26 protein-coding genes are annotated in these 25,489 nt (G+C 71.7%); 14 read left to right on the forward strand and 12 right to left on the reverse strand.

Features of this window, described 5'->3' with window-relative positions; genetic code table 11:
- Positions 1-372 precede the first annotated feature (372 nt).
- Positions 373-1,386 carry an alpha/beta hydrolase gene (locus tag ABEA43_RS45665; RefSeq protein WP_345572326.1) on the forward strand — a complete coding sequence of 338 codons (1,014 nt, stop codon included), beginning with the start codon at positions 373-375 and terminating at the stop codon, positions 1,384-1,386.
- A gap of 42 nt (positions 1,387-1,428) precedes the next feature.
- Here ABEA43_RS45665 and ABEA43_RS45670 read toward each other — a convergent pair whose 3' ends face one another.
- Both ABEA43_RS45670 and ABEA43_RS45675 read right to left on the reverse strand, forming a co-directional pair.
- The gene (locus ABEA43_RS45670) at positions 1,429-1,836 is read right to left on the reverse strand and encodes a tautomerase family protein (RefSeq protein ID WP_345572327.1); all 408 of its coding nucleotides are present in this window, start codon (positions 1,834-1,836) and stop codon (positions 1,429-1,431) included.
- A 24-nt stretch (positions 1,837-1,860) separates the two neighbouring features.
- Positions 1,861-2,424 carry a TetR/AcrR family transcriptional regulator gene (locus ABEA43_RS45675; RefSeq protein WP_345572328.1) on the reverse strand — a complete coding sequence of 188 codons (564 nt, stop codon included), beginning with the start codon at positions 2,422-2,424 and terminating at the stop codon, positions 1,861-1,863.
- Between the two features lie 344 nt (positions 2,425-2,768).
- On the opposite strand from ABEA43_RS45675, the gene ABEA43_RS45680 reads away from it, so the two are divergent.
- From ABEA43_RS45680 to ABEA43_RS45700, 5 genes are all read left to right on the forward strand, one after another.
- Positions 2,769-3,161, forward strand: coding sequence for a GntR family transcriptional regulator (locus tag ABEA43_RS45680; RefSeq protein ID WP_345572329.1), 393 nt, complete (start codon positions 2,769-2,771; stop codon positions 3,159-3,161).
- The gene (locus ABEA43_RS45685) at positions 3,158-4,048 is read left to right on the forward strand and encodes an ABC transporter ATP-binding protein (protein ID WP_345572330.1); all 891 of its coding nucleotides are present in this window, start codon (positions 3,158-3,160) and stop codon (positions 4,046-4,048) included. Before ABEA43_RS45680 ends, ABEA43_RS45685 begins: the two co-directional genes overlap by 4 nt.
- A complete protein-coding gene (locus tag ABEA43_RS45690; RefSeq protein WP_345572331.1) occupies positions 4,045-5,061 on the forward strand; it encodes an ABC transporter permease in 1,017 nt (338 codons plus the stop codon). Before ABEA43_RS45685 ends, ABEA43_RS45690 begins: the two co-directional genes overlap by 4 nt.
- A gap of 22 nt (positions 5,062-5,083) precedes the next feature.
- The gene (locus ABEA43_RS45695) at positions 5,084-6,271 is read left to right on the forward strand and encodes an alpha/beta hydrolase family protein (protein WP_345572332.1); all 1,188 of its coding nucleotides are present in this window, start codon (positions 5,084-5,086) and stop codon (positions 6,269-6,271) included.
- A gap of 285 nt (positions 6,272-6,556) precedes the next feature.
- On the forward strand, positions 6,557-8,290 hold the full coding sequence (locus tag ABEA43_RS45700) for a carbohydrate binding domain-containing protein (protein WP_345572333.1): 1,734 nt from the start codon (positions 6,557-6,559) through the stop codon (positions 8,288-8,290).
- A 115-nt stretch (positions 8,291-8,405) separates the two neighbouring features.
- Here the strand turns inward: ABEA43_RS45700 and ABEA43_RS45705 are convergent, their stop codons facing one another.
- A complete protein-coding gene (locus ABEA43_RS45705) occupies positions 8,406-9,437 on the reverse strand; it encodes a LacI family DNA-binding transcriptional regulator (RefSeq protein WP_345572334.1) in 1,032 nt (343 codons plus the stop codon).
- Between the two features lie 102 nt (positions 9,438-9,539).
- Complete coding sequence (dnaE, locus tag ABEA43_RS45710) at positions 9,540-13,085, reverse strand: DNA polymerase III subunit alpha (RefSeq protein ID WP_345572335.1); 3,546 nt, start codon at positions 13,083-13,085, stop codon at positions 9,540-9,542.
- A gap of 131 nt (positions 13,086-13,216) precedes the next feature.
- On the opposite strand from dnaE, the gene ABEA43_RS45715 reads away from it, so the two are divergent.
- Positions 13,217-14,152, forward strand: coding sequence for a LysR family transcriptional regulator (locus ABEA43_RS45715; RefSeq protein ID WP_345572336.1), 936 nt, complete (start codon positions 13,217-13,219; stop codon positions 14,150-14,152).
- Positions 14,153-14,290: 138 nt separating this feature from the next.
- The gene (locus ABEA43_RS45720; protein WP_345572337.1) at positions 14,291-14,893 is read left to right on the forward strand and encodes a Dps family protein; all 603 of its coding nucleotides are present in this window, start codon (positions 14,291-14,293) and stop codon (positions 14,891-14,893) included.
- A 34-nt stretch (positions 14,894-14,927) separates the two neighbouring features.
- On the opposite strand, the gene ABEA43_RS45725 is transcribed toward ABEA43_RS45720, so the two are convergent.
- From ABEA43_RS45725 to ABEA43_RS45735, 3 genes are all read right to left on the reverse strand, one after another.
- Entirely contained in the window at positions 14,928-15,740 is an 813-nt protein-coding gene (locus ABEA43_RS45725) for an SGNH/GDSL hydrolase family protein (protein WP_345572338.1), read from the reverse strand.
- The gene (locus ABEA43_RS45730) at positions 15,727-16,083 is read right to left on the reverse strand and encodes a virulence activator alpha C-terminal domain-containing protein (protein ID WP_345572339.1); all 357 of its coding nucleotides are present in this window, start codon (positions 16,081-16,083) and stop codon (positions 15,727-15,729) included. Before ABEA43_RS45730 ends, ABEA43_RS45725 begins: the two co-directional genes overlap by 14 nt.
- Positions 16,084-16,154: 71 nt before the next feature.
- On the reverse strand, positions 16,155-16,955 hold the full coding sequence (locus tag ABEA43_RS45735) for a hypothetical protein (RefSeq protein WP_345572340.1): 801 nt from the start codon (positions 16,953-16,955) through the stop codon (positions 16,155-16,157).
- Positions 16,956-17,057: 102 nt separating this feature from the next.
- On the opposite strand from ABEA43_RS45735, the gene ABEA43_RS45740 reads away from it, so the two are divergent.
- On the forward strand, positions 17,058-17,411 hold the full coding sequence (locus ABEA43_RS45740) for a DUF1932 domain-containing protein (RefSeq protein WP_345572341.1): 354 nt from the start codon (positions 17,058-17,060) through the stop codon (positions 17,409-17,411).
- A gap of 28 nt (positions 17,412-17,439) precedes the next feature.
- Here ABEA43_RS45740 and ABEA43_RS45745 read toward each other — a convergent pair whose 3' ends face one another.
- Positions 17,440-18,003 carry a TOPRIM nucleotidyl transferase/hydrolase domain-containing protein gene (locus tag ABEA43_RS45745; protein ID WP_345572342.1) on the reverse strand — a complete coding sequence of 188 codons (564 nt, stop codon included), beginning with the start codon at positions 18,001-18,003 and terminating at the stop codon, positions 17,440-17,442.
- Between the two features lie 232 nt (positions 18,004-18,235).
- Between ABEA43_RS45745 and ABEA43_RS45750 the strand changes: the two genes are divergently transcribed.
- The 5 genes from ABEA43_RS45750 to ABEA43_RS45770 all read left to right on the forward strand — a co-directional run bounded on the left by ABEA43_RS45750 (position 18,236) and on the right by ABEA43_RS45770 (position 21,481).
- Entirely contained in the window at positions 18,236-19,675 is a 1,440-nt protein-coding gene (locus ABEA43_RS45750) for an MFS transporter (RefSeq protein WP_345572343.1), read from the forward strand.
- An 89-nt stretch (positions 19,676-19,764) separates the two neighbouring features.
- Positions 19,765-19,914: a hypothetical protein gene (locus ABEA43_RS45755; RefSeq protein ID WP_345572344.1), complete on the forward strand. Its 150-nt coding sequence runs from the start codon at positions 19,765-19,767 to the stop codon at positions 19,912-19,914.
- Positions 19,915-20,036: 122 nt separating this feature from the next.
- Positions 20,037-20,798, forward strand: a complete 762-nt coding sequence (locus ABEA43_RS45760) for an alpha/beta hydrolase (protein ID WP_345572345.1) — start codon at positions 20,037-20,039, stop codon at positions 20,796-20,798.
- Complete coding sequence (locus tag ABEA43_RS45765) at positions 20,795-21,289, forward strand: hypothetical protein (protein ID WP_345572346.1); 495 nt, start codon at positions 20,795-20,797, stop codon at positions 21,287-21,289. The genes ABEA43_RS45760 and ABEA43_RS45765 overlap by 4 nt, the downstream gene beginning before the upstream one ends.
- 60 nt (positions 21,290-21,349) lie before the next feature.
- Positions 21,350-21,481: a hypothetical protein gene (locus tag ABEA43_RS45770; RefSeq protein ID WP_345572347.1), complete on the forward strand. Its 132-nt coding sequence runs from the start codon at positions 21,350-21,352 to the stop codon at positions 21,479-21,481.
- Between the two features lie 110 nt (positions 21,482-21,591).
- Here the strand turns inward: ABEA43_RS45770 and ABEA43_RS45775 are convergent, their stop codons facing one another.
- From ABEA43_RS45775 to ABEA43_RS45790, 4 genes are all read right to left on the reverse strand, one after another.
- On the reverse strand, positions 21,592-23,085 hold the full coding sequence (locus ABEA43_RS45775; RefSeq protein ID WP_345572348.1) for an acyl-CoA synthetase: 1,494 nt from the start codon (positions 23,083-23,085) through the stop codon (positions 21,592-21,594).
- A 99-nt stretch (positions 23,086-23,184) separates the two neighbouring features.
- The gene (locus tag ABEA43_RS45780) at positions 23,185-23,643 is read right to left on the reverse strand and encodes a MaoC family dehydratase (RefSeq protein ID WP_345572349.1); all 459 of its coding nucleotides are present in this window, start codon (positions 23,641-23,643) and stop codon (positions 23,185-23,187) included.
- Entirely contained in the window at positions 23,640-24,530 is an 891-nt protein-coding gene (locus ABEA43_RS45785) for an amidohydrolase family protein (RefSeq protein ID WP_345572350.1), read from the reverse strand. The genes ABEA43_RS45780 and ABEA43_RS45785 overlap by 4 nt, the downstream gene beginning before the upstream one ends.
- Positions 24,527-25,429 carry an SDR family oxidoreductase gene (locus ABEA43_RS45790; RefSeq protein WP_345572351.1) on the reverse strand — a complete coding sequence of 301 codons (903 nt, stop codon included), beginning with the start codon at positions 25,427-25,429 and terminating at the stop codon, positions 24,527-24,529. The genes ABEA43_RS45785 and ABEA43_RS45790 overlap by 4 nt, the downstream gene beginning before the upstream one ends.
- Positions 25,430-25,489 lie beyond the last annotated feature (60 nt).

Genomic DNA, 25,489 nt, shown 5'->3' on the forward strand with positions numbered 1-25,489 from the left:
CAGCCGGCGACCGCCGTGGCTGTAATGGCCTTCGTGTCGCGTGATGCCGGGCGAGGAGAACGCCGGCCGCATGGAGGCACCGTAATAGGGGGTAATCTCGTGACTTCTCAGCTCACCGGGCGCGGCTGACACCTCCATCGCGCGCACCCGCCACGCCGATCGCGTGTGCGGCGGTGCCGTGCGTCAGCGTCGCGGCTACCCGTCCCCAGCTTGCGTTCCCCACCCGCCTCCGGCTGCTCGCGGCTCATCGTCGCGCGCCGGCCGGCCGCGGGTTGCCGCCGCCCTTCGAGCGGCTTTCCCCACCGGCTTACGACCACGTAGGACGGCGTACGGCGCCAGCCTGCCCACCGTCCCGCACCAAGGACTCATCTCGTGTACATCACCCACATCCCCGCAACCCCCGATGGCGGCGCCATCGTCCTGGCCGAGATCATGGCCATGCAGTCGCAGCCTCCTGCGCTGCCGCCCGACGCCGATCTCACTCCTCTCCTGCCGCGCACCGGCGGCGTCCCCGCCACCTGGGTCACCGCCCCACGCCAGCCAGCCGAAACCGTCACCCCCGCGAACCACCCGGCGGAGACTGTGAGCACCACAGGCCAGTCGGCCGATGCCGTCACCGTCGCGCACGGCTCGACCGAGACCATCAGCACCGCAGGCCAGTCGGCCGAGGCCGTCACCGTCTACGTCCATGGAGGCGGGTTCGAGTACGCCAACCCGCACATGGAGCGGGTCATGGCCTACCGTCTGTCCCAGGCGACCGGCCGCCCCGTCGTCGCGGTGGATTACCGGCTCGCGCCCGCCCATCGGTATCCGGCCGCGCTCGAAGACGTGGTGGCCGTCTACCTGAGCCTGCTCGCTCAGGGTGTACCGGCTTCGGGGATCGTCCTGGCGGGCGAGTCCGCCGGCGCCACCCTGGTGCTGTCGGCGCTGCTCGTGCTCAAGGAAGCCGGGGACGAGCTCCCCGCGGCGGCCCTGGCGGTCTCCCCGCAGACCGATCTCACCCTGTCGAGTCCCTCGATCGAGGCCAACGACGGACAGGACGTCGTCCATCGGGCCGTGCTCGATCACGTCCGTACCCAGTACCTGGCCGGTGCGCGGCCGGACGAGGCGCCCCAGTCGCCCCTGCACGGTGACCTGCGCGGACTGCCGCCGCTCCTGCTCGCGGTGGGCTCCAAGGAGGTGCTGCTCGACGACGCGCGCCGCTTCGCCGAGGCCGCGTCGGCCGCCGGCGGAGACGTCCGGCTCGACGTCTACGACGAGATGCCGCACGTTTTCCACGCGTCCGCGCTCGCCGCCGAACCGGGCCCCACCGCCGTCACCTGGCTGCGCCGCGTCAAGGAATGGAGCGGCAGCCGGTCGCCTGTCTCCCCCGGTAACTCAGGCTGACCGCCACGTGCCACCTGTCGCCCCGGCCGCTCGGACTGACCGTCACGCGCCGCCCGTCGCGTCGGCGGAGACGGCGTAGTGGGCCACGCCGTCGGCGAACGACCAGTCGATCGGTTCGTTCTCGGTCAGGGCGACGAACACGTTTCGCGGCTCGGTCCCCGCGTACTCGTGGGCGAGCTCGGCGATCCGCCGGTAGAGGGCCTGTTTACGCTCGGGCGTGCGGCCGGAGCGCATCGTGATCGCGACGTACACGAGGCCGTCGTCGCGCCGCACGCCGGGGAAGCCGTCGTAGCGCAGTGTGCTCTGAGTGCCGTCATGGCTGGTCAGGACCTGGAAGCGGTCGTCGATCGGGATGCCGATGGTCTCGACCAGAGCGTCGTGGACGGCGCGGCCGAGCGCGTCGAGCCGGTCGGGGCCGGCCCGCAAGGCGTCGATACGGACGAATGGCATGGTTTCTCCTAACAGCGCGGGTTTCTAACGGGCGTGGCAGGCGAGCAGGCCGAGGGCGCCGTCGATGGCCTGGGCGTACACCTCGGCCGAGCCGGCGGCGCGGGCCAGCACGTAACCGCCCTGCAGCGCCGCCACCAGCGCGGCGGCCGTGGCCGCGGGGTCGAGCTTGTCATCGAGCTCACCACTCGTACGCCCCTCCGCGAGCAGCCCCGCCAGCCGTCCGGTGAGCCAGGCGAACACCTCCGCGATCGGCGCGCGCAGATCCGGATCGGCCATCACGTCGGGATCCTGGGTCAGGCGGCCGACCGGGCAGCCCTTCAGCGCGTCCCGCTCCAGCCGCAGGTAGGCGGCGACCCGCTCGACCACGGTGCCGGACCCTGCGAACGCGGTCTCCGCCCGGTCTCGCAACTCCTCCGCACTGCGGCTGATCGCGGCGAGCGCCAGGTCGGGTTTGCCGTGGAAGTGGTGGTACATGCTGCCCTGACCCGCACCGGAGCGCGCCTGGATCGCCTTCGGGCTCGTGCCCACGTAGCCGCGCTCCCACAGCAGCTCGCGGGTGCTCTCGATGAGACGTTCCCTCGTGTCCATGTCAGCATCATACATACTAGTAGGTACAGAGGCTTTATGGCGGCCTGGTGCGGCGGTGGAACTCGTGTGATTCTGAGCTCATGGAAAGCGGAGCTCCGCACGGTGTCCGGCTGGCCACGACGACTTGGCGGCGTTTCGCCACCGGTTCGCGCCCGTAGTGCGGTGACCCGCCCATGGATGTGGGCGCTGGCGTTGGTGATCTCCGAGTGGGTCAGACAGCCGGGTGAGCAGCCCGATCAAGGCCGGTCCGCCCGTAAAACCCTTGGGTCCTGAGGCTCCGCGTTGCCAGGCGCTCGACCATGACCCTATAGTGCTATCTAGATAGATAAATGAAGGAGCGCTTGGTGATCGAGTTCCATCTGGACAGCAAGTCAGGCCTGTCGCCGTACCAGCAGCTCGTCCAGCAGGTGCGGCACGCGCTGCGGCTGGGCCTGCTGGTGGAAGGGGACCAGCTGCCGAAGGTCAAGGACGTGGTGGCGGGGCTGGCGATCAACCCGAACACCGTGCTCAAGGCCTACCGGGAGCTCGAACACGCCGGGCTGGTCGCCGCACGCCCCGGGGTCGGCACGTTCGTCACCGCGACGCTGTCCGGCGCGTCCCCCGCCGCGCTCCGCCCGCTACGTCAGGACCTGCAGCGCTGGCTGCGCAAGGCCCGGCTGGCGGGGCTCGACGACGAGAGCATCGAGGCGCTGTTCAGCACCACCTTTCGGACCGCCGCAGAACAGGACATAGCGTGACGCCGGTCCTGCGGACTCAAGGGCTGGGCAAGAAGTACAAGCGGGACTGGGTGCTGACCGGCTGCACGCTGGACGTCCCGGCCGGGCACGTGACCGGGCTGGTCGGCCCCAACGGCGCCGGCAAGTCGACGCTGCTGAACCTGGCCGCCGGGATGCTGGCGCCGACGTCCGGCACGATCGAGGTGTGCGGCGGCGTGCCCGGCAGCGGCCCGGCGCAGCTGTCGAAGGTCGGCTTCGTCGCCCAGGACACCCCCACCTATGCCGGCCTGACCGTCGCCGAGCACCTGCGCCTCGGCGCCCGGCTCAACCAGCGCTGGGACGACGCCCTGGCCCGGCACCGGATCGAGCGCCTCGGCCTGGACCCGGACCGGCGGGCCGGAAAGCTGTCCGGCGGGCAGCGCGCCCAGCTCGCCCTGACGCTGGCCCTCGCCAAGCGGCCCGAGCTGCTCCTGCTCGACGAGCCGGTCGCCGCACTCGATCCGCTCGCCCGGCGCGAGTTCCTGCAGGACCTCATGGAGGCCGTCGCGGAACACGGGCTCAGCGTCGTGCTGTCCTCCCACCTGATCGGCGATCTCGAACGCGTCTGCGACCACCTCATCGTGCTGGTCGCCGCACGGGTGCGGCTGACCGGAGAGGTCGACGAGCTCCTGTCCGCCCACCACCGGCTGACCGGGCCGCGCCGCGACGAGACCACCCTGCCCGCCGACCAGGAGGTCCTCTCCGCCAGCCACACCGACCGGCAGTCCACGCTGGTCATCCGCACCGAGGCGCCGATCCTCGATCCGGCCTGGACGGTCGGCGCGATCGGCCTGGAGGACCTCGTGCTGGCGTACCTGGCCCGGCCCGCCGACGCCGGCCGCCACCCCGCCTTGGAGCTGCTTCGATGATCTGGCTGACCTGGCGGCAGTTCCGTGTCCAGGCCGTGACGGTGTACGCCCTGCTCGCCGTGCTCGCCGCCCTCCTCGTGATCGCCGGCCCGCCGCTCGGCTCCGGCGGGCCGCTCGTCCAGGGGGACGGATATCTGTACGACGCCGGCATCACGGCGGTCTTCGGGCTGCCCGCGCTGATCGGCGTCTTCTGGGGTGCCCCGCTGGTCACCCGTGAGCTGGAGACGGGCACCTATCGCCTGGTGTGGAACCAGGGCGTCACCCGCACCCGGTGGCTGGCCGTCAAACTCGCCGTCGCCGGCCTGGCCGCCGTCGCCGCGGCGGGGCTGCTCAGCCTCGCGGTCACCTGGTGGGCCGCCCCCGTCGACGCCGCCAGCCGGCCCGGCACCATCCTCGTCGACCTGATCACGCCGGACACCGGGCTCTTCACCGCGCGGCTCTCGCCGCTGGTGTTCGGCGCGCGCGGGATCGTGCCCGCCGGATATGCCGCCTTCGCGTTCGTGCTCGGCGTCGCCGCCGGGATCCTGCTGCGCCGCACCGTGCCGGCCATGGCCGCCACGCTCATGGTGTTCGCCGCCGTCCAGGTCGCCGTGCCCTTCGCGGTACGCCCGTACCTGCTGCCCCCGGCTCAGGAGAGCGTCACCATCACGGTCGCGAACCTCTCGAAGATCGGGGTGGACGACTCGGGCGGGCTGGCCGATCTGGCCGTGGCCGGGCCGCGCGGCGCGTGGGTGCTGGCCAACGAGACCGTCGACGCCTCCGGTCGCGTCACTCGTCCGCCCTCCTGGCTGGCGGGGTGCGTGCTGCCGGCGGGGCAGCAGATTCCGCTTCGTCCCTCGTTCAGCGAGGAGTGCTTCGCGAAGCTGTCCGGCCAGGGCTACCGGCAACTGGTGACGTACCAGCCGGCCGGCCGGTTCTGGGCCCTGCAGTGGATCGAGACGGCGCTCTTCCTCCTCCTCACCGCCTTGCTGACCTGGCTCTGCTTCCGGTGGACCCGCCACCGGCTGACCTAGAAAAGGAACAAGGAAGACCTTCATGCACAACCTGATAGCGCGTCGTACGCTGACGCTCGTGACCGGCCTGCTCACCCTGGCCATCTGCGCCGTACCCGCATCCGCGCAGGCCCGCGCGTCATCGTCGGGTACGGCGGCCACGCCGCACCTGCCGAAGCCGACCGGGTCCCAGCCCGTCGGCACCACCTCCCTCTACCTGAAGGACACCTCGCGCCCCGACCCGTGGGTGCCGTCGGTGAAGGCCAGGGAGCTCATGGTCTCGCTGTGGTACCCGGCCAAGGCGCCGGGCCGCCAGCGGGCCCCGTACATGACGGCCAAGGAGTCGGAGCTGCTCCTCAAGGACGGCGAGATCACCAGCGTGCCGGCCGACGTGCTGAGCAAGACGCGCACCCACGCGTTCCTCGACGCCAAGCCGGCCGGCCGGAAGCACACCCTGCCCCTCGTCGTGCTCTCCCCCGGCCACTCCAAGCCCCGCGCCGAGCTCACGGCGCTCGGCGAGGACCTGGCCAGCCGCGGCTACGTGGTCGCCTCGATCGGCCACACCTACGAGAACGTCGCCCAGACCTTCCCCGACGGGCGGGTGACCACCTGCGTCACGTGCGACATCAAGAAGAACCCGGCGTGGTGGGCGGGCCTGGAGAAGAGCCGGGCGGCCGACGTCTCCTTCGTGCTCGACGAGCTGACCGGCGCGCATCCGAGGTGGAAGCACGGCGGCCTGATCGACCGGTCCAGGATCGCGATGGCCGGCCACTCCGCCGGAGGCGCGAGCACCATCGCGGCGCTGCTCGCCGACTCCCGCCTGCGCGCCGGCATCGACATCGACGGCACCACGGAGAGCGAGATCCCGGCGGCCGGGCTGGCGCGGCCGTTCCTGTTCCTGGGCAAGCCGGGCACCTACACCCCGGGGGAGGGGGAAGCCGCCGCGACCTGGGAGCGCGACTGGAAGCTGCTGACCGGGTGGAAGCGCTGGCTCCTGATGACGGGGGCGGAGCACACGTCCTTCACCGACCTCGGCGTGCTGACCGACCAGCTCGGCATCGACGACGGGTCCGAGATCCCGGGCGCCCGCGCCATGAAGATCACCCGCACCTACGTCGCCGCCTTCTTCGACCTGCACCTGCGCAAGAAGCCCCAGCCGCTGCTGGACAAGCCGGCCGCGAGCTATCCCGAGATCACGTTCTGCGTGCCGGAGACCAAGACCTGCGCCTAGGCGCCGGACTGCAAGAAGGTTGAAAGCGTCGCCAGCCAGCGATTGGCCCGTTAGTCTCTCTGCGGAATTGAGAGAGCTTCAATCCGCCCTTTCAGCAATATATGGGGATAAAAGGGCGCAGCTTTTCTGCAATTCTCCCTGAAAGGCATTGCAAGGTATTGCAGAACGCGTCTTCAGTTAGTAACTTCCGGGCAAGCACGGGCCCCTCAAGCGTGAACGGGCCAGGTGGTGGCTCACCCGGCCCGTCCTACGGGATCCCGTTACGCATCCTGGAGACCCCCGCTGATGAAACCGTACAAACCCCTCATTACGGCCGCGTTAAGTGTGCTGGCGAGTGCCGCCATCGCGGTCCCCGCGCTCACCAGCCCCGCCGCGGACGCCGCGACCGGCACCGGCGTGATCGCCAACCTGTGGAACTGGAACTGGAGGTCGGTGGCCAGGGAGTGCACCGCCGTCCTCGGCCCCGCCGGGTACGGCGCCGTGCAGGTGGCGCCGCCCGAGGACTCGATGACCAAGGGCGGCTCCGTCTGGTGGGACGTCTACCAGCCCGCCCGCTACGAGCTGACCAGCAAGTTCGGTGACCAGACCGCGTTCAAGAGCATGATCGACACCTGCCACGCGGCGGGCGTCAAGGTGCACGTGGACGCGGTCGTCAACCACATGACCGGCCAGGGCAGCACCAGCTACGGCGGCTACGCCTTCGGCAAGTACGACTACCCCGGCCTCTACTCGGCCGCCGACTTCCACCGGCCCACCTGCTCGATCACGAACTACGGCGACGCGGCCAACGTGCAGGGCTGCGAGCTCGTCGGGCTGTCGGACCTCGACACGGGCTCGGACTACGTCCGCACCAAGATCGCGGGGTATCTGGGCAAGCTGATCGGGCTGGGCGTCGACGGCTTCCGCATCGACGCGGCCAAGCACATCAGCCCCGCCGACCTGGCCGCGATCAAGGCCAAGCTGCCCGGCTCGCCGTACTTCGAGCAGGAGGTCATCTACGGCGCGGGCGAGGCGGTGCAGCCGAGCCAGTACACCGGGATCGGCGACGTCCAGGAGTTCGTCTACGGCCGCAAGCTGCGCGAGCAGTTCACCGGCCAGATCAGGTACCTGCAGACCTTCGGCCAGAGCTGGGGCCTGTCGGTGGCCAGTGACAAGGCCGTGGTGTTCGTCGACAACCACGACACCGAGCGCAACGGCTCCACGCTCAGCTACAAGAACGGCGACGCCTACCGGCTGGCCAACGTCTTCATGCTGGCCTGGCCGTACGGGACGCCGAGCGTCTACGCGGGCTTCACCTGGAACGACAGTGAGGCCGGCCCGCCCTCGTCCGGCGGCGGGTTCGTCACCGACACCGACTGCGCCGGCGGCAGGTGGACCTGCTTCGACCGGCAGATGTCCGGCATGGTGGGCTTCTACAACACAGTGGCGGGCACCTCGGTCGCCAACTGGGCCGACGACGGCGGCAACCTGATCGCCTTCAGCCGGGGCGACAAGGGCTGGGTCGCGATCAACAACGGCGGCGGCGCCGTGACCCGTACGTTCACCACGGGCCTGGCCGCCGGGACGTACCAGAACGTGGCGGGCGGCGGCTCGGTCACGGTGGGCTCGGGCGGCACGGCCACGGTCACCGTCCCGGCCAAGAGCGCGATCGCCGTCCGCACCGGCGCGTCCGGCACGCCGTCTCCCACCCCGACCGGCAACCAGGCGACGGTCTTCTACAAGACGGGCTGGAACCCGGCCTACATCCACTACGGCGTCAACGGAACCTGGACCAATGTGCCCGGGATCGTCATGGACGCGGCCTGCGCGGGCTGGCGGAAGAAGACGGTCGGCCTCGGCACCGCGACGACGTTCCAGGTGACCTTCAACAACGGCTCGGGCAGCTGGGACAACAACCACGGCGCCGACTACACGATCGGGTCCGGCGTCACCGCCGTCGAGGACGGCGTCGTGCGGGGCGGCGCGGCCGACCCGTGCGCGCCGGGAGCCCCGTCGGTCACCGGGCGCGACACGAAGTAGGACCCCGGCGCGAAGCGAAGAAGGCCTCCGGGCGCGGAACGAAAGAGGAGGCCCTGCGCAGGGCGGGAGCCGTCCCCCGGCCCCGCCCTCAGGAGGTGCGGGAGGAGGTGCGGTGTCAGGAGGTGGCGGCGTGGAGGGCGGCGCGCGCGGGTGCGCTGGAGCGGCGGACGACCAGCTCCGGCCGGTGCACCAGCTCCCCGCGCGGCGCGGGCAGGCCGCGGATCTCGTCCAGGAGGCCGGCGACGGCGGCCAGCCCCATCTCGCGCACGGGCTGGCGGAGCGTGGTCAGCGGCGGGTCGAGGTAGGCCGTCATCGGCGTGTCGTCGAACCCCACGACCGACACGTCCTCGGGCACCCGCAGCCCCATGCTGCGCGCTCCCTTGATGGCGCCGATGGCCATGATGTCGCTGCCGCAGCAGATGGCCGTGCAGCCGCGCTCCAGCAGCTGCTGCGCGGCCGACCGGCCGCCCTCGACCGTGTAGAGGGTGTTGACCACCAGGTCGGAGGCGTCGGTCACGCCCGCGTAGTCGGCCACCGCCCGCTTGAAGCCCTCGGTCTTGCGGATCGTGGGCACGAACCGCTCCTGGCCGACCGCGAGGCCGATGCGCCGGTGCCCGAGCGAGACCAGGTGGTTGACGGCCATGTCGAGCGCGGCGACGTCGTCGTTGGAGATGTAGTGGCCCTCGATGTCGGCGCGGTAGCCGTTGATCAGCACCATCGGCAGCCCCAGCTCGATGAGCCGGAGGTAGCGGGCGCGGTCGGAGCGGGAGTCCGCGTGCAGGCCGTTGACGAAGATGATGCCGGCGACGCCGCGTTCGAGCAGCAGGGCGGTGTAGTCGTCCTCGGTGATGCCGCCGGGCGTCTGCGTGCACAGCACGGCGGTGTAGCCGGACAGCACGAGGGCGTTCTCGATGACCTGGGCGAACGCGGGGAAGATCGGGTTGTTGAGCTCGGGCAGGATGAGGCCGATCAAACCCGTGTGGTTCTGCCTGAGCTTGACGGGGCGCTCGTAGCCGAGCACGTCGAGCGCGGTCAGCACCGCCTGCCGGGTGTCGGCGGCCACGCCGGGCCGGCCGTTGAGCACGCGGCTCACGGTCGCCTCGCTCACGCCCGCTTGAACGGCGATGTCGGCGAGGCGCATAGTCACGACTCTCAGCCTACCGCCCGTACCCCTCCTGTCACGACGCCCGGATGGCAAGCCGGTCTGCAAGCCCTTGCAGTGGCTTGCAGACCGGAGGTGCCGGCTCGCTCATTGGCCGCCGATCGCGGCGGCGCCGAACAGGGCCTTGATGTCGCCGAAGAACGCCGGCTCCGCGGCGACCTGGAAGGGCTCCAGGTTCAGCAGCACGCTCCTGGCGCCTGGGCGGTGCAGGCACACGTGGACGGGGGCCCGTCCGGGATGGGTGCTCAGGATGTGCTTGAACTCCTGGACGACCCGGGCGTTGAGCTGCGCCTCCCTGATCGAGATCACGACGGGCGGCTCGGCGCCGGCGTCGGAGACGTCGAGCTGGACGATCTCCTCGCCGTACACGCTGATCGTCTCGTCGCGCACGTTGATCCGGCCGCGTACGGAGATCACCCGGTCCTCGGCCAGCTCTTCCCCGTACAGCAGGTAGGTCTTGGGGAAGATGAGGCACTCCACGGCGGCGTCGTGGTCTTCGAGGGTGACGATCGCCCACGGGCTGCCCTGCTTGGTGACCTTGCGCTGGAGCCCGGAGACGATGCCGCTCAGCCGGGTCACGCCGTCCTGGCGGCCGGAGGCCAGCAGTCCGGCGATGGTGGTGTCGCGGTTGGCGCTCAGCACGCGTTCGGCGGAGTCGAGGGGGTGGCTGGAGACGTACAGGCCGAGCATCTCGCGCTCGAACGCGAGCAGGGCCGCCTTGTCCCACTCCCCCTCCGGGATCGCGATCGAGAAGACCGCGTCCTGGCCCGGCTCCCCGAACAGCGAGTCCTGGCCGTGGGCCTCGTTCCGCTTGACCTGGATGACCGCGTCGACGGCCTGCTCGTGCACGGCGACCAGGGCCGCGCGGTGGTGGCCGAGGCTGTCGAACGCGCCGGACTTGGCCAGCGACTCGATGACGCGCTTGTTGCAGACGACGGACGGGACCTTGGTGAGGAAGTCGTTGAAGCCGGTGTAGGGGCCCTTGGCCTCCCGCGTGGCGACGATCGCGGCCACGACGTTCGCTCCGACGTTGCGCACGGCGCCCAGGCCGAACCGGATGTCGGCGCCGACGGCGGCGAAGTCGAGCTGGCTGGCGTTGACGTCGGGCGGCAGCACCTTGATGCCCAGCCGCCGGCAGTCCGACAGGTAGACGGCCATCTTGTCCTTGTCGTCCCCGACGGAGGTGAGCAGCGCGGCCAGGTACTCGGACGGGTGGTTGGCCTTGAGGTAGGCGGTCCAGTAGGAGACCAGGCCGTAGCCGGCGGTGTGGGACTTGTTGAAGCCGTAGCCGCTGAAGGGGACGAGGACGTCCCAGACCGACGTGATCGCCTCGTCGGAGAAGCCGCGGCCGCGCATGCCCGCCGCGAACCTGTCCCATTCGGCGTCCAGGACCTCCTTCTTCTTCTTGCCCATGGCCCTGCGCAGCATGTCGGCGGCCCCGAGGGAGTAGCCGGCCAGTTGCTGGGCGATGGCCATGACCTGCTCCTGGAAGACGACCAGGTGGTAGGTGTCGCCCAGGATCGGCTCCAGCGCCTCGGCCAGCTCGGGGTGGATGGGCTCGATCGGCTGCTTGCCGGTCTTGCGCAGCGCGTAGTTGGTGTGGGCGTTCATCTCCATCGGGCCGGGCCGATAAAGCGCGTTCACCGCGGCGATGTCGGTGAACGTGGTCGGCTGCATCAGCCTCAGCAGCACCCGCATCCCGCCGCTGTCGAGCTGGAAGACGCCGAGCGTGTCGCCGCGCGCCAGCAGCTCGTACGTGGTGGCGTCGTCGAGCGGCACCTCCAGGATGTCGATGTCGGCGCCCTTGTTGGCGCGGACGTTCGCGATGGCGTCGCCGATGACGGTGAGGTTGCGCAGGCCCAGGAAGTCCATCTTCAGCAGGCCCATGTCCTCGGCCTGGGTGAAGGGGAAGGCGGTGATGACCGGGCCGTCCGCCTTGGGCTTGACCAGCGGGATCACGTCGATCAGCGGCTCGCTGGAGAGGATCACGCCGGCCGCGTGGATGCCGGTGCCCCGCGTCAGCCCCTCCAGGCCGAGCGCGGTGTCGACGATGCGTTTGACGTCGGGGTCCTGGTCGTACATGCCCCGCAGCTCGGCCGCCTCGCCGTGGCGCGGGTGCCGGGTGTCGTGGATGGCGGCCAGCGGGATCTCCTTGCCGCCGGCCGCCGCCGGGAAGGCCTTGGTGATGCGGTCGCCCAGCGCGTACGGCAGGCCGAGCACGCGGCAGGAGTCCTTGACGGCGGCCTTGGCCTTGATGGTGCCGAACGTGACGATCTGGCAGACCCGGTCGTCGCCGTACTTGCGGGTGACGTAGTCGATCATCTCGTCCCGCCGCCGGTCGTCGAAGTCGAGGTCGACGTCGGGCATGGTGATGCGCTCGGGGTTGAGGAAGCGCTCGAAGATGAGCTTGTGCTCGATCGGGTCGAGCTGGGTGATGCCCGTGCAGTAGGCGACGATGGAGCCGGTGGCCGAGCCGCGCCCTGGGCCCAGCCCGATGCCGCTGCGCCTGGCGTGCCGGCAGATGTCGGCGACCACCAGGAAGTAGCCGGGGAAGCCCATGGCGTCGATGACCGACAGCTCGTAGTCGATGCGGTCGAGCACCTCCTGGGACGGATGGGGGCCGTAGCGGGCGCGGGCGCCGTCGAGCGCCTCCTTGCGCAGCCAGCTCGACTCGCTCTCCCCTTCGGGCACGGGGAAGCGCGGCGTCAGGTCCCGGTGGGCGAACACCTCGCCGTAGTCGCCGATCCGCTCGGCGATCAGCAGCGTGTTGTCGCAGGCGCCGGGCACTTCGGCGTCCCACAGCGCGCGCATCTCCCCGGCCGGCTTGACGTAGTAGCCGCTGCCGCTGAACCGGAAGCGGGCCTCGTCGGCGAGCCGTTTGCCGGTGCCGACGCACAGCAGCGCGTCATGCGCCCCGGCCTGGCCCTCGGTGACGTAGTGGGAGTCGTTGGTGGCCAGGGGCGGCAGGCCGAGCCGCTGGCCCAGGCGCAGGAGGTCGGCGCGGACCCGGCGCTCGATGGCCAGGCCGTGGTCCATCAGCTCCAGGAAGTAGTTCTCCGCGCCGAAGATGTCGCGGTAGCGGGCGGCGGCCTCGACGGCCTGGTCGTACTGGCCGAGGCGCAGCCTGGTCTGGACCTCGCCGGAGGGGCAGCCGGTGGTGGCGATGACGCCCTGGCCGTGCTCGGCGAACAGTTCATCATCCATGCGCGGATATTTCTGGACGTGTCCTTCTAGCCAGGCGCGTGTCTGGAGCCGGAACAGGTTCCGCAGCCCCTCGGCGCCGGCCGCCCACATCGTCATGTGCGTGTACAGGCCGCGCCCCGAGACGTCGCCGCCCGCGCCGGTGTCGTCGTCGGAGCGGCGCAGGGCCAGGTTGTCGCTGTAGTACACCGCCTTGCGGTGGTGCCGGGAGGCGGGGGCGACGTAGCTCTCGATCCCGATGACCGGCTTGACGCCCGCCTTGCGGGCCGCCTGGTAGAACTCGTACGCGCCGTGCACGTTGCCGTGGTCGCTCATCGCCACGGCCGGCATCCCCAGCCGGGACACCTCGTCCATCAGCAGGCCGACCTTGGCGGCGCCGTCCAGCATGCTGTACTCGGTGTGCACGTGCAGGTGTACGAAGGATCCCGCCACTGGCCACTCCCCCTGGTTGTAGAGTCTGACGCGACGCGGAGCATTCGACCCGAGGGAAGGCCTGGTTGTCCAACAATCGACACGCCGACACAGCACAACCAGCAGTTGTCGAAGAGGCCGCACCTGCGGACTTGGATCTGAGCGCGGTCCGGGCCTTCGTCGCCATCGCCGAGGACGGCTACTTCAGCGAGGCGGCCGTCCGGCTCGGCATCAGCCAGCAGGCCATCTCCAAGCGGATCGCGCGGCTGGAGTCCGCCCTCGGCCTGCGGCTGTTCTTCCGCTCGCGGCACGGGGCCGGGCTCACCGGCGACGGCCGGGCGTTCCTGCCGCACGCGCGCGCCCTGGTCGGGCTCGCCGACCAGGCGCTCGAAGCACTGCGCGGGCGGCGGCGCGCGCTGCGGGTCGACGTGCTGGACACCCGGCTGGCCTCCATCGATCTGATCCACGCGTTCCACCAGGCCACCGACGGGGCGGACGTCGACATCGTCACCTCCGACGGCTTCAGGACGGCCCGCGTCTCGCTCGCCCGCGGGCTGGTCGACGCGGCGTTCGGCCGGATCAGCGGCACGCTGGAGGACGACCTGAGCGCCCTGCCCGCCTACCTCGAACCGCTGCACCTGCTGGCCGCCCGCGACCACCCGCTCGCGGGCGGGGAACGGCAACGCCTGCGGATGGCGGAGCTGGCGGGGACCACCGCGTGGATGCCCGGCAACACCGAGGGCAGCGAGTGGGCCGAGTTCTACCGTTTCCTGGGTGCGGAGTTCGGCATTGTGATGGACATCTCGGGGCCCGACTTCGGCTACGAGCACTTCGTCCAGGAGATCGCCTCGAACCGGCTGGTGAGCTTCATCGGCGAGAGCACCCGGGTGCCGTGGCATCCGGACACCGTGCGGCTCCCGCTGATCGACCCGACGCCGGTCTATCCGTGGTGGCTGCTGCGCCACCAGCAGAATCCGCACCCGACGCTCGACCTGCTCGCCGACCACGTCAAAAGCGCCTGCCGGCCGTACGATCCGCGGCGCCAGTGGCTGCCCGAGCCCGACCGCGCCGCCTTCCTGGCGCCGTGACCCGTCAGGGCCGCGGCTCGATGACGGCGGCCCGGCGGGTTTGACCTGCTCTTGTGACGACTCGCAGGGACTCTTGGTGCAGCGCAGGGGAGGTTACGGGCGACCGTTCCTGTTCGCCTGTCTTCCAAGGAGTCACGCGTGGCCATCAGACGCTCGACCAAGGCAGCCCGGCCGAAGGCGGACAGCCAGCCGTGGCTGCACGTCAACGGCATCGAGATCCAGGAGTTCGGCTCGGTGCGGATGTTCCCGCTCGGGCTCACCCGTGACGCGCGGATGTACTCCTGCCAGCGGCTGAACCAGATCCTGGCGGACACGCAGATCCTCTACAGCCTGTACAAGAAGCACCACTGGCTGATGCGCGGCCCCACCTTCTACCAGCTCCACCTGCTGCTCGACAAGCACGCGGAAGAGCAGCTGGAGCTGGTGGACAAGATCGCCGAACGGGTCCAGACCCTCGGCGGCGTCGCGATCGGCGACCCCAGGCACGTGGCCGAGATCACCGTGATCCCGCGCCCGCCGAACGGCGCCGAAGAGGTGCCCGCCATGCTGTCCCGCCTGATCGAGGCACACGAGACGATCCTCGTCGCCTGCCACGACGCGGCTGCCCGCGCCCAGGAGATGGGTGACGACGGCACCAACGACCTGCTGGTCTCCGAGGTCATCAGGACCGGCGAGCTGCAGACCTGGTTCCTGATCGAGCACCTGGTGGACACGCCGCTGGTCGAGCGGCCCGAAGGCTGACCGGCGGGCCGGTCACGCCGATCGCGCCCGGGGGTCAGTCCGTCAGGCGCGCCTCGCCGTCGGCGGGGAGCGTCTGGAAGGGCAGCAGGTCCGGGCGTTTGGCCGTGCGGCCGTCGCCCGACGAACGCCCGCGCAGGCGGCGCACGATCCACGGCGTGAGGAAGGCGGCGGCCCAGCGCAGCTCCGTGGCCGACGCGCGCCACCTCGACGGGATGAGCGCGGGCGACGCCAGGGGGTGGGTCCACGCGTCGCTGCTGCCGGGCAGCTCGAGCGCGTGGGCGATGGCCGCCGCGATGCGTTCGTGGCCGAGCGGGTTGGCGTGCAGCCGGTCGGCGCACCAGAGCCGCGGGTCGGTGACGACCTCGTGGTGGGCGGTCTCGGCGACGATCACCCCGTGGCGCTGGGCCGCGGCGCGGATGCGCTGGTTGAGCGCGGCGGCCCGGGGGCCGAACGGGCGGGCGAGCGGCGTGATCCTGGCCATGTCGGGGAAGGTCAGGGTGGCCACGAGGGCCCCCTGCGCGGTGAGCGCGGCGAACATCGCCTCCAGATGACCGCCCACTTCGTCGGCGTCGAACCCGGGCCGCAGCAGGTCGTTGACCCCCGCGACGACGGTGGCCAGATCGGGCCGCAGGGCGAGGGCGGGGCCGAGCTGCTCGGCGCGCACCCCGCCGGCGAGGCGGCCGCGTACGGCCAGGTTCGCGTACTGGAGGCCGGGGCTGGTCGCGGCGAGCTGCGCGGCCAGCCGGTCGGCCCAGCCGCGCAGGCCGGTGTGGTCGTCGCCGTCGCCGAGCCCTTCGGTCTGGCTGTCGCCCAGGGCGACGTAACGCAGGTATTCACCGCTCGGCATGAGCCGTCCGCCTCTCTCGCAGGATCGCCGCGCTGCGGCGGCACCAGTCCCGGTCGCCCTCCTCGAAGGCGAGCCCGCGCCGGCACGTCAGGTAGGGGCCTATCCGGTCGCCGTGGCGCAGGAACTCCTCCTCGCGCCTGTCGCCGCGCATCCGCCGCAGCAGCCCGGCGAACAGCTCGATCTTGGCATCGGCGATCACGGCCCGCTCCTCCAGCTGCGCGATCAGCTCGCCGGCGTCGAGGTGGCCGGCGGCCTGGACCTTGACGAGGAGGTCGTCGCGGATGAAGGAAGGCTTGTGGACGGAGGTCGCGAACCGCTCCAGCACGGCGTGCCGCAACGCCATCGAGCCACCCTCCCTTTTCCCGCCATCGTACTCAAGAAGATGACTATTCACTTTCTTGAGTAGGGGTGCCGCTAGGTGAGGTCGCGGCGGCGCAGGCCGTACAGGGCGAGGCCGGTCAGTACCGCCGCCAGGGCGGTCAGCAGCACCGTGGCCACGGGCGCGAACTGCCCCAGCGGGTGCCAGGGAAGGTGGGACAGCAGGGAGGTGTCCGACACCCAGGCCGGTAGGCCGGCGTAGCTGCCCAGGACCGTCACGAACCCGCTGTAGACGAGCACGGCCCAAGCCGCGCCGACGGCGCGCGGGGCGAGCCCCAGCAGCGCGGCGGGGACGGCGAGCAGCACCAGCGGCTCCGGTACGCGGATGAGGCTCGCCCGGACGACCTCTCCCAGGAGGCCGGGATCGCCCGTGGAGAGGGCGGCTCCGAGGCCGAGCGCGGCCCCGTACACCGCCGACAGCATGACCACGGCGAGCGCGGTGACCAGCAGGGACGACCCCAGCCACGCGACCCTGCCGGTCGGCCCGGCCAGCACGGGACCGATCCGGCCGCGCGTCTCCTCCGCCCGCAGCCCGACGACCGACAGGACCGCGAAGACGCCGATGTAGAGGGATCCGGTGAACACCATGAGGCTGATCCACGCCCGCCCGAAGTCGGCCTCGGCGAAGAGGGGCAGATCGGTCTCCGCCATGCCGCCGGTCATGGCGCCGAAGACGAGGCCGACGGCGAGGAACACGGCCGTCCAGTAACCGATGGCGGCCCGCTGCAGCCGCAGGGCGAGCGTGAACGGCGAGCCCAGCCACGAAGGCGCGAACGCCTGGGGAGCACGATCGGCGGCTTCGCGGACGTGGCCATCCTGGGCCCGGTGCCGATGCACGGGCAGCAGGTGCCCCTGCTGGCCAGCGGCCCCGGGGGCGGCCGCGATCGCCGGGCTGCTGGGCGCGCCGGTGGAGGTGCTCGACGGGCCCCCGGTGCGGCCATGGGCCGCAAGCTGCTGCGCAGCGTGTTCATGAAGGGGCTGGCCTCGGTGGTCTGCGAGGCCGTCGCGGCGGGGCGGGCCGCGGGTGACGAGAGGTGGATCCGCGCCGAGGTCGCCGGGCAGCTCGCGGGCGACGGGCAGGCGATCACCGACCGGTTCCTGACCGGCACCCGCACGCACGCCGTGCGGCGGGCGCAGGAGATGCGCGACACGGGCGGGTACCTGGACGATCTGGGCGTGCCGTCCGAGATAACCCGGGCGTCCGAGATAACCCGGGCGTCCGAGATAACCCGGGCGTCCGAGATAACCCGGGCGTCCGAGCAGACCTTGGTACGGCTCGCGAACCTCAGCTGAACCTCCTGGACGGCGGCCGGACGTCGCGTCACCGGCTCCGGCTGCCTGACAGGTGGGCCAGCAGCAGGTCCAGCGGGCGCGGCACGCGATCGAGATCGAGGGCCGCGACGAGCAGGGCGGAATAGCGGATCTTGCGGCCGCCGCCCGACCCCATGAACCGGCGCAGCTGGTCGTGGGTGCTGCCCGCGCGCCAGGCGGGCTGCCGCTGGAGCGTGCGGAACGAGCGGAGCTCTCCCTCGGCATCGACGACGCGCTCGACCGCGTCGGTGCCGAGGGCGCGGATCAGCTCGTCCTCCAGGTCGGCGACGCATACGAAGAACCCGAGCGCCTCCAGGCCGGAGCCGAGTCCGGCGCGTTCGAGGGCCCGCCGGAAGTCGGCTTCCTCGCCGGCGTCGCACAGGCCGGCCAGCCGGAGGTCGCGGCCGAGGGGGCCGTACCTGGTGACGTACGTCCCGATGTTCGTGGCGCCGCCCATCGCCACGACGGAGACGTCTTCGGCGGCCAGGTCCCGGCCACGGCGCTCGGCCAGCGCTTCGATGGCCGACTTGTCGCTGACGCCCTCGACCAGGACCACGGTTCGCGTGTCACTCACGGGCCCAGCCTCGCACCGAACCTGGAGAGGATCATCTCCTTTTCCGGCCTTCACGGCACCGATCGGCGCCGTGAACAGGCGTCCTCGCCAGGGTCGAGCCCCATGGAAGCCCTTATCGGGACTTGAGTTCCCTTAATGTCCCATCTGGTGCTACTGTTCCTCTCGTCTTAACGGAACTGCAAACCCGTTTGCAGCGGCGTGCTGTCCGGCACGCCTGAGAGGAAGTCCTGTCATGACCACCACCAAGCCCTTGCCGGCGTCCGCCCCCGAGACGCCGCCCCGGCACCTGACCGGCCGGCTCAAGATCGTCCTCGCCGTGCTGCTGGTCGCCCAGTTCATGCTGGCCGTCGACTTCTCGATCCTGAACGTGACCCTGCCCGCCATCGGCGACGACCTCGGCTTCCCCCTGGCGAACCTGCAGTGGATCGCCACCGCCTTCGCCCTGAGCGCGGCCGGGTTCACCCTCTTCTTCGGCCGCATCGGCGACCTGATCGGCCGCAAGCGCATCTTCCTCGGCAGCCTCGCGCTCCTCGGCGTGGCCTCGCTCGCCGGCGGGCTCGCCCCCACCCCCGAGATCCTCATCGTGGCCCGGGTCGCCCAGGGCCTCGCGACCGCCGCCGCCACCCCGGCCGGGCTCGCGCTGCTCACCACGTCCTTCCCCGAAGGACCGCTCCGGCAGAAGGCGCTGGGCCTCAACGGGGCCCTCATGTCCGCCGGGTTCACCACCGGGGCCGTGCTCGGCGGCGTCCTGACCGACCTGCTGTCCTGGCGCTGGGCGTTCTTCATCAACGTGCCGGTCGCCCTCGCCGTGCTCCTCGTCGCCCCCGCCGTCATCGCCGAGTCCCGCCCCGCCGCCCGGCCCCGGCTGGACCTGCCCGGCGCGCTCAGCGTGACCCTCGGCCTGCTCGGCATCGTCTACGGCCTGACCCAGGCGGGCGAGCACGGCTGGACCCACCCCCTCGCCCTGACCGGGCTGCTGGCCGGCGCCGCCCTGCTCGTCGTCTTCCACCGCGTCGAACGCACGGCCGCCCAGCCTCTGGTCCCCCTGCACGTGCTGCGCAAGCCGACCGTGGCCTGGGGGAACCTGCTCGGCCTGCTCGCCTTCGTCACCGAGACCTCGCTGGTGTACCTGCTCACCCTCTACCTGCAGAAGACCCTCGGCTTCTCCGCCCTCGCCGCCGGGCTGTCCTTCGGCGTGCTCGGGCTCGGCACCGTGATCGGCGGCCTGCTCGCCCCGAAGGCGATCGCCCGTACCTCGATCGTGACCGTGCTGGTCGGCGGCGGGCTGCTGCAGACGGTCAGCACCGCCGCCCTGCTCCTCCTCGGCAGCAGCCCGGCCTCCATGGGGCTGCTGCTGCCCGCCACCTTCCTCGGCGGCGTCGGCAACATGCTGGTCATCGTCGGCTTCATGGTCACCGCCACCACCGGCCTGCCCGACCACCAGCAGGGCCTGGCCACCGGACTGGCCTCGATGTCGCAGCAGGTCGGCATCACCATGGGCACCCCGATCATGTCCGCGATCGTCACCGCCACGACGGGCGGCGTCGTGGCCGCGGGCGCCGTCCTGCACGGGGTCACCGTCGCCATCGCGGCCAACGCCGCCCTGGTCCTGCTCGGCGTGCTCATCGCCGCGCTCTTCCTGCGCGCCCGCCGCGACCGCACTCACACCTGACCGGCCCCGCTCACCCCTGACCGGCCGCACCCACTCCCCGCCGGCCCCGCCCACTTCCGACCGACCCGCACTGTTTCACGGAGCACACCATGGACCTTCAATTCACCGGCACGGTGATTCTCGTGACCGGCGCGACCAGCGGCATCGGCCTGGCCACCGCCCAGATGCTGTCACCCCTGGCCGCGCAGGTCACCGGAGCGGAGTGGGCCCTCGACGGCGGCGCTCTGCGTCAGCTGTGAGCACGGCGATGCGACCCGCAACCACCACCGGCCGGCGCCGGGCACCGTCATGGCCGGGGCTCGTCCTTCCCGGCACGCCTCCCCCGCCGGCCCGGGCATGGTCAGGGCTCGTCCTTCCCGGCGTGCCTCCCGTGCCCGCCCGGGTCTATCTGCCGGAGGGCCGCCGTCCCGACGGGGTACTGGTCTGGGCGCACGGCGGCAGCTGGCAGCGCGGCTCGGCCGCCGAATGGCACGACGCCACCGCGGCCCTGGCCACTCGCTCCGGATGGACGGTGATCAGCGTGGACTACCGGCTCGCGCCGCGTCACCGCCACCCCAGCGCCGTACAGGATGTCCTCACGGCCCTCACCTGGGCCCACGGCGAGGCGGCCGGAAGCCCGCTCGCGGTGGGCGGCGACAGCGCCGGCGGCACACTCGCCGCCGGCGCCGCCCTGGCCGCCCGGGACCGCAGACTGCCGCTGGCCGCGCAGGTGCTGGCCTACCCGCCGTTCGACCCCGGCTGCGGCAGCCCGTCCTACCACCGCTCGCCCTCCGCGTTCCCGCAGGCGGCGGCGCTGCGCCGGGCGTGGCGCGCCTGGCGCGGCGACGGCGTGACCGCCGTCCACGACGCCGACGGCACCCGCCTGTACGCGACGCCCTGGGAGGCGCCCACCCTGGCGGGGGTCGCCCCGGCCGTCCTCGCCGTCGGCCGCGACGACCCCGTGCACGACGACGTCGAGGCGTACGCGCGCCGGCTGCGCGAGGACGGCGTGCCGGTACGGCTCCTCCGCCCGCCGGGCGCCGTCCACGGGGACGTGCTGCGCCCGGACCGTCCCCTTCTTCACCAGCTCGCCGGGGCTCTGCGCAGGATCGCCCCGTCCGACCAGCGAAAGGACTCGCGATGACCACGAACGTTCCCCCTGCCCCGCTCGATGCTCTCGTCCGCCACTTCGCCGACCTGCGCGACGGCACCCACGCCGGGCACACCACCCGCCAGGGCAAGGAGAGCGCCTTCCGGCAGGTCGCCGGCCTCCTCGACGCGCCCGCGCGGCAGGTGCTGGCCGAGTTCGACCGGCACCTGCTCCTGGGCGCCGGCGCCATCGAGGCCACCGGCCTGCGCGCCGACGCCACCGGGGGCAGCTTCGCCACCTGGTCGCTGTCGTGGCCGGCGCAGCGGGCGGCGGGCATCGCGCCGATCACCCTGACCGCCCACTACGGCGCCGGATTCCACCACCCGCACCTGCGGGGCGCCACCGTCGGCGAGTGGCCGCTCAACGTCACGGACGCGCGGCAGGCGGCGGAGCTCGTTCCCGTCCTGCGGGCCATCGCCGCCGCCGATCTGCACAACCTCGTGTTCCAGCGTGACTGGCGCATCGTGCCTGCCATCCACCCTTGATGGAACGTCAGCGACGCCGTCAACCGGTGGATCCGCAGCTCCGGCGAGTACGACGCGGTGGTGGACCTCGACCGCGCCATGGCCGCCCCCGGCGACGCCGACGTGCTCAACCCCGCCTACGACAGCGGCGACCACCTGCACCCAACGACGCCGGCTACACCGCCATGGCCCGCCACGTCGCCGACGAGCTGACCTCCAGGGCGAAGTAGGCCCCGCGACGAGACCCACGCGTCCGGCCTCCCCGGGGAGACCGGACGCTCCGTCGCTTGTGCGAAGCGGACGGGAGATCGGCGACCCGGCGCTCAGCCGGGTTCCCGGCCGTCGGCGTAGGCCGCGCGCAGTTCGGGTTTGACGATCTTGCCGGAGGACGTGCGCGGCAGTTCGCCGGCCCAGACGAAGGAACGGGGGACCTTGTACGCCGCCAGACGCTCACGCAGGAACGCCACGAGCTCGCCGGCGCCGGCGGTGGCACCGGGCACGAGGACGACGATGGCGCGGCCGACCTCGCCCCACGTGTCGTCGGGGACGCCGATGACGGCGGCCTCGGCGACGGCCGGGTGCTCGGTCAGCACCGCCTCGACCTCGGCCGGGTAGACGTTCTCGCCACCGGAGATGTACATGTCCTTGGCCCTGTCCATGATGTGCAGGTGGCCGTCGGCGTCGAAGGCGCCGATGTCGCCGGAGCGGAACCAGCCGCCGGCGCCGAAGGCCGCCCGCGTGGCGGCGGGGTCGTTCCAGTAGCCGGGCGTGACGTTGGGACCGTGGATCAGCACCTCGCCGGGCTCGCCCGGCGCGGCGTCCGTGAGGTCGGGGCGGGCGACGCGGACCCGGGAGAAGAAGACGGGCACGCCGGCGGACCCGGCCTTGCGCGCGCTCATCGCAGGCTCCAGGAAGGTGGCGCCGGGCGCGGTCTCGGTCATGCCGTAGCCCTGGGAGAACGTCAGCCCGCGTTCCTGGTACGCGCGGATCAGCCAGGGCGGGACGGGTGCGCCGCCGGCCATCAGCAGCCGCAGCGACGACAGGTCCGCTCCGGGCCAGCGGGGTGAGCGGGCGAACCCGGCGAACATCGTGGTGACCCCGAACATCCAGGTCACGCGATGCCCGGTGATGAGGTCGTAGCAGCGCTCCACGTCCCAGGAGGGCATGATGACCGAGCGGCCGCCCTTGAGGAAGGTCGGCAGCAGCGTCTGGTTGAGCGCGGCGACGTGGAAGAGCGGGGCGCTGACCAGGGTGACCTCCTCGCTGGTGACGTCCACGTTGGCGAGCAGGTTGAAGGTGTTCCACACCAGGTTGCCGTGGGTGAGCACGGCACCCTTGGGGCGGCCGGTGGTGCCGGAGGTGTAGAGGATCAGGGCCGGGTCGTCGAGGGTCACCGGCACGTCGATCGGTTCCGCCCCTTCGCCGGACGTGTGCGGTGCGTCGGCGGCGATGCGGGTGACGGGCAGGCTCGCGACGGCGGCGGCGTGCTCGGGCGCGTGCACGAGCACGCCCGCGCCCGAGTGGTCGATCATGTACGCGAGCTCGGGCGCGGCCAGCCGGAAGTTCAGCGGGACGAAGATCGCGCCGAGCAGGTGGACGGCGAACATGGTCTCGGCGAAGGCCAGGTGGTTGGGACCGAGGTAGGCGACCCGGTCACCGGGCCCGACCCCGGCCGCGCGCAGGCGATGGGCGAGCCCCGTGGTCCGCTCGTACGCCTGCGCGTAGGTGATCGCCTGGTCGCCGAAGACGAACGCCGTCCGATCGGGGCTCATCAGGGCCCGGCGGGCCGGCCAGCCGCCCAGTCCGGCGTTACGCATCCGGGCTCCCGCAGGACTGCGGCGACGCGGCGGGGCGCGACCGGACGGGGTTCGACGGAAGGGACATGGGGGTTCCGTTCGTCGCGTTCCTGGAGGAGGTCAGGCGTAGTGGCGGTAGATGGCGCGGGCGGCGCAGGCGGGCTTGGCGGAGCCGTCGATCTCGACGGTGAAGTCGAGGTGCATCTGGACGCCGTCGCCGGGCACGTCCTCGACCTCGGCGACCCGGCCGGCCAGCCGGACCTTGCCGCCGACCTTGACGGGGCTGGGGAAGCGGACCTTGTCCAGGCCGTAGTTGATGCTCATGCGCACGCCCTGGATGTCGAGCAGCTCGCCGAACAGGGGGATGAGCAGGGACAGGGTGAGGTAGCCGTGGGCGATGGCGCCGCCGAAGGGACCGGCCTCGGCCCTGACGGGGTCGACGTGGATCCACTGGTGGTCGTTCGTGGCGTCGGCGAAGGTGTTCACCCGATCCTGGGTGATCTCCAGCCAGCCGGTGCGGCCGAGGTCGCGGCCGGCCAGGGCCTTGATCTCCGCCAGGCCGTTCGCGGTGGTGGTCATCGTGGGTCCTCCGTCGAGGTGGGGGTCGGGGCGAGGCCGAGCAGGCGGGCGGCGTTGTCCTTGAGGATCTTGGGGCGGACCTCGGGTTTGATGTCGAGCTTGGCGAAGTCGGCCAGCCACCGGTCCGGGGTGATCACGGGGTAGTCGGAGCCGAACAGGACCTTGTCCTTCAGCAGCGTGTTGGCGTAGCGGACGAGCTGGGGCGGGAAGTATTTCGGCGACCAGCCGGACAGGTCGATGTACACCGACGGCTTGTGGGTGGCGACGGCCAGGGCCTCGTCCTGCCAGGGGAAGGACGGATGCGCCAGGATGATCTTCAGGTGGGGGAAGTCCACGGCGACGTCGTCGACGAGCATCGGGTTGGAGTACTTCAGCCGGATCCCGGCCCCGCCCGGCACGCCCGCGCCGATGCCGGTCTGGCCGGTGTGGAACAGCGCGACCGCGCCCAGCTCCTCGATCACCTCGTACAGCGGGTAGGCGAGGGGGTCGTCCGGGGCGAAGCCCTGGATGCTGGGGTGGAACTTGAACCCGCGCACGCCGTGCTCCTCGACGAGGCGGCGGGCCTCGCGGGCGCCGGCGCGGCCCTTCCACGGGTCCACGCTGGCGAACGGGATGAGCGCATCGGGATGCCGGGCGCAGCTCTCGGCGATCTCCTCGTTGGAGATGCGCGGGTGGCCGGTGGCGTGCTCGGCGTCCACGGTGAACACCACGGCGGCCATCTTGCGCTCGCGGTAGTAGTCCGCCATCTGGTCGATGGTGGGCTTGTCGTGGGAGCCGAAGTAGCCGGCCGAGGCGCCGAACAGCTCGGGGGCCAGCGAGGTGTGGCCGTCCTTGGAGATCTCGGCATGGGTGTGCACGTCGATGGCGGTCAGCTCGCCGACGTTCATGCGACCGGCGCCTTCGGTGCGGGGATGCCGTAGGTCTCCGGCTCGAAGGTGTCCCAGACGGCCGCGATGGCGTCGGCGCTCCAACCGCCGCCGGCGTAGACGGCGCTCTTCTCGGCGGGGTGCGACCACAGGGCGAGCTTGTCGCCGCCGATGCCGACCGCCTGGCCGGTCACGCCGGCCGAGGCGTCGGAGGCCAGGTAGACGATCAGCCCGGCCACGTCCTCGACCGTGCCCATGCCCTCGTCCTTGCGCAGCCAGTCCGGCAGCGGCGCGCCGGTGCGCTCGGCCTCCGCCAGCACGGGGGCGAAGGCGGGGATGGTCTTGGTCATCTCCGTGGCGGCCACCGGGACGACCGCGTTGACCGTGATGCCCGCCCTGGCCAGCTCCATGGCCCAGGTGCGGGCCATGGCCACGATGCCGGCCTTGGCGGCGGCGTAGTTGGTCTGGCCGAAGTTGCCGCGCTGCCCGGCGGGCGAGGAGATCAGGATGATCCGGCCGCCGCCGCCCTGTTCGCGCATCCGTACGGCGGCGGCGCGGCCGCAGGTGAACGTGCCCCGCAGGTGGACGCCGACGACCGTGTCGAAGTCGTCGTCGGACATCTTCCACAGCACCCGGTCGCGCAGCACGCCCGCGTTGGTCACCATCACGTCCAGCCGCCCGAACTCTCCGACCGCCGCGGACACCAGCCGCTCGGCGACCTCCGTGCCGCCGACGGCTCCCGGCGCGGCCACCGCCCGGCCGCCCGCGTCGCGGATCGCGCCCGCCGTGCTCTCCGCGGCCTCGCCGTCCACGTCGTTGACCACCACGGCGGCGCCCGCGGCGGCCAGCGCCTCGGCGTACGCCCGCCCGAGACCCCGGCCCGCGCCGGTGACGACGGCTACCTTGCCCGACAAATCCATCAGCGACACCTCGTCCTGCAGTTGGGAACACGGCGAACATATGACAGTTCTGTTTCTGTC

This window comes from Nonomuraea rosea, from assembly GCF_039539705.1.
GTDB classification, from domain to species: Bacteria; Actinomycetota; Actinomycetes; order Streptosporangiales; family Streptosporangiaceae; genus Nonomuraea; species Nonomuraea rosea.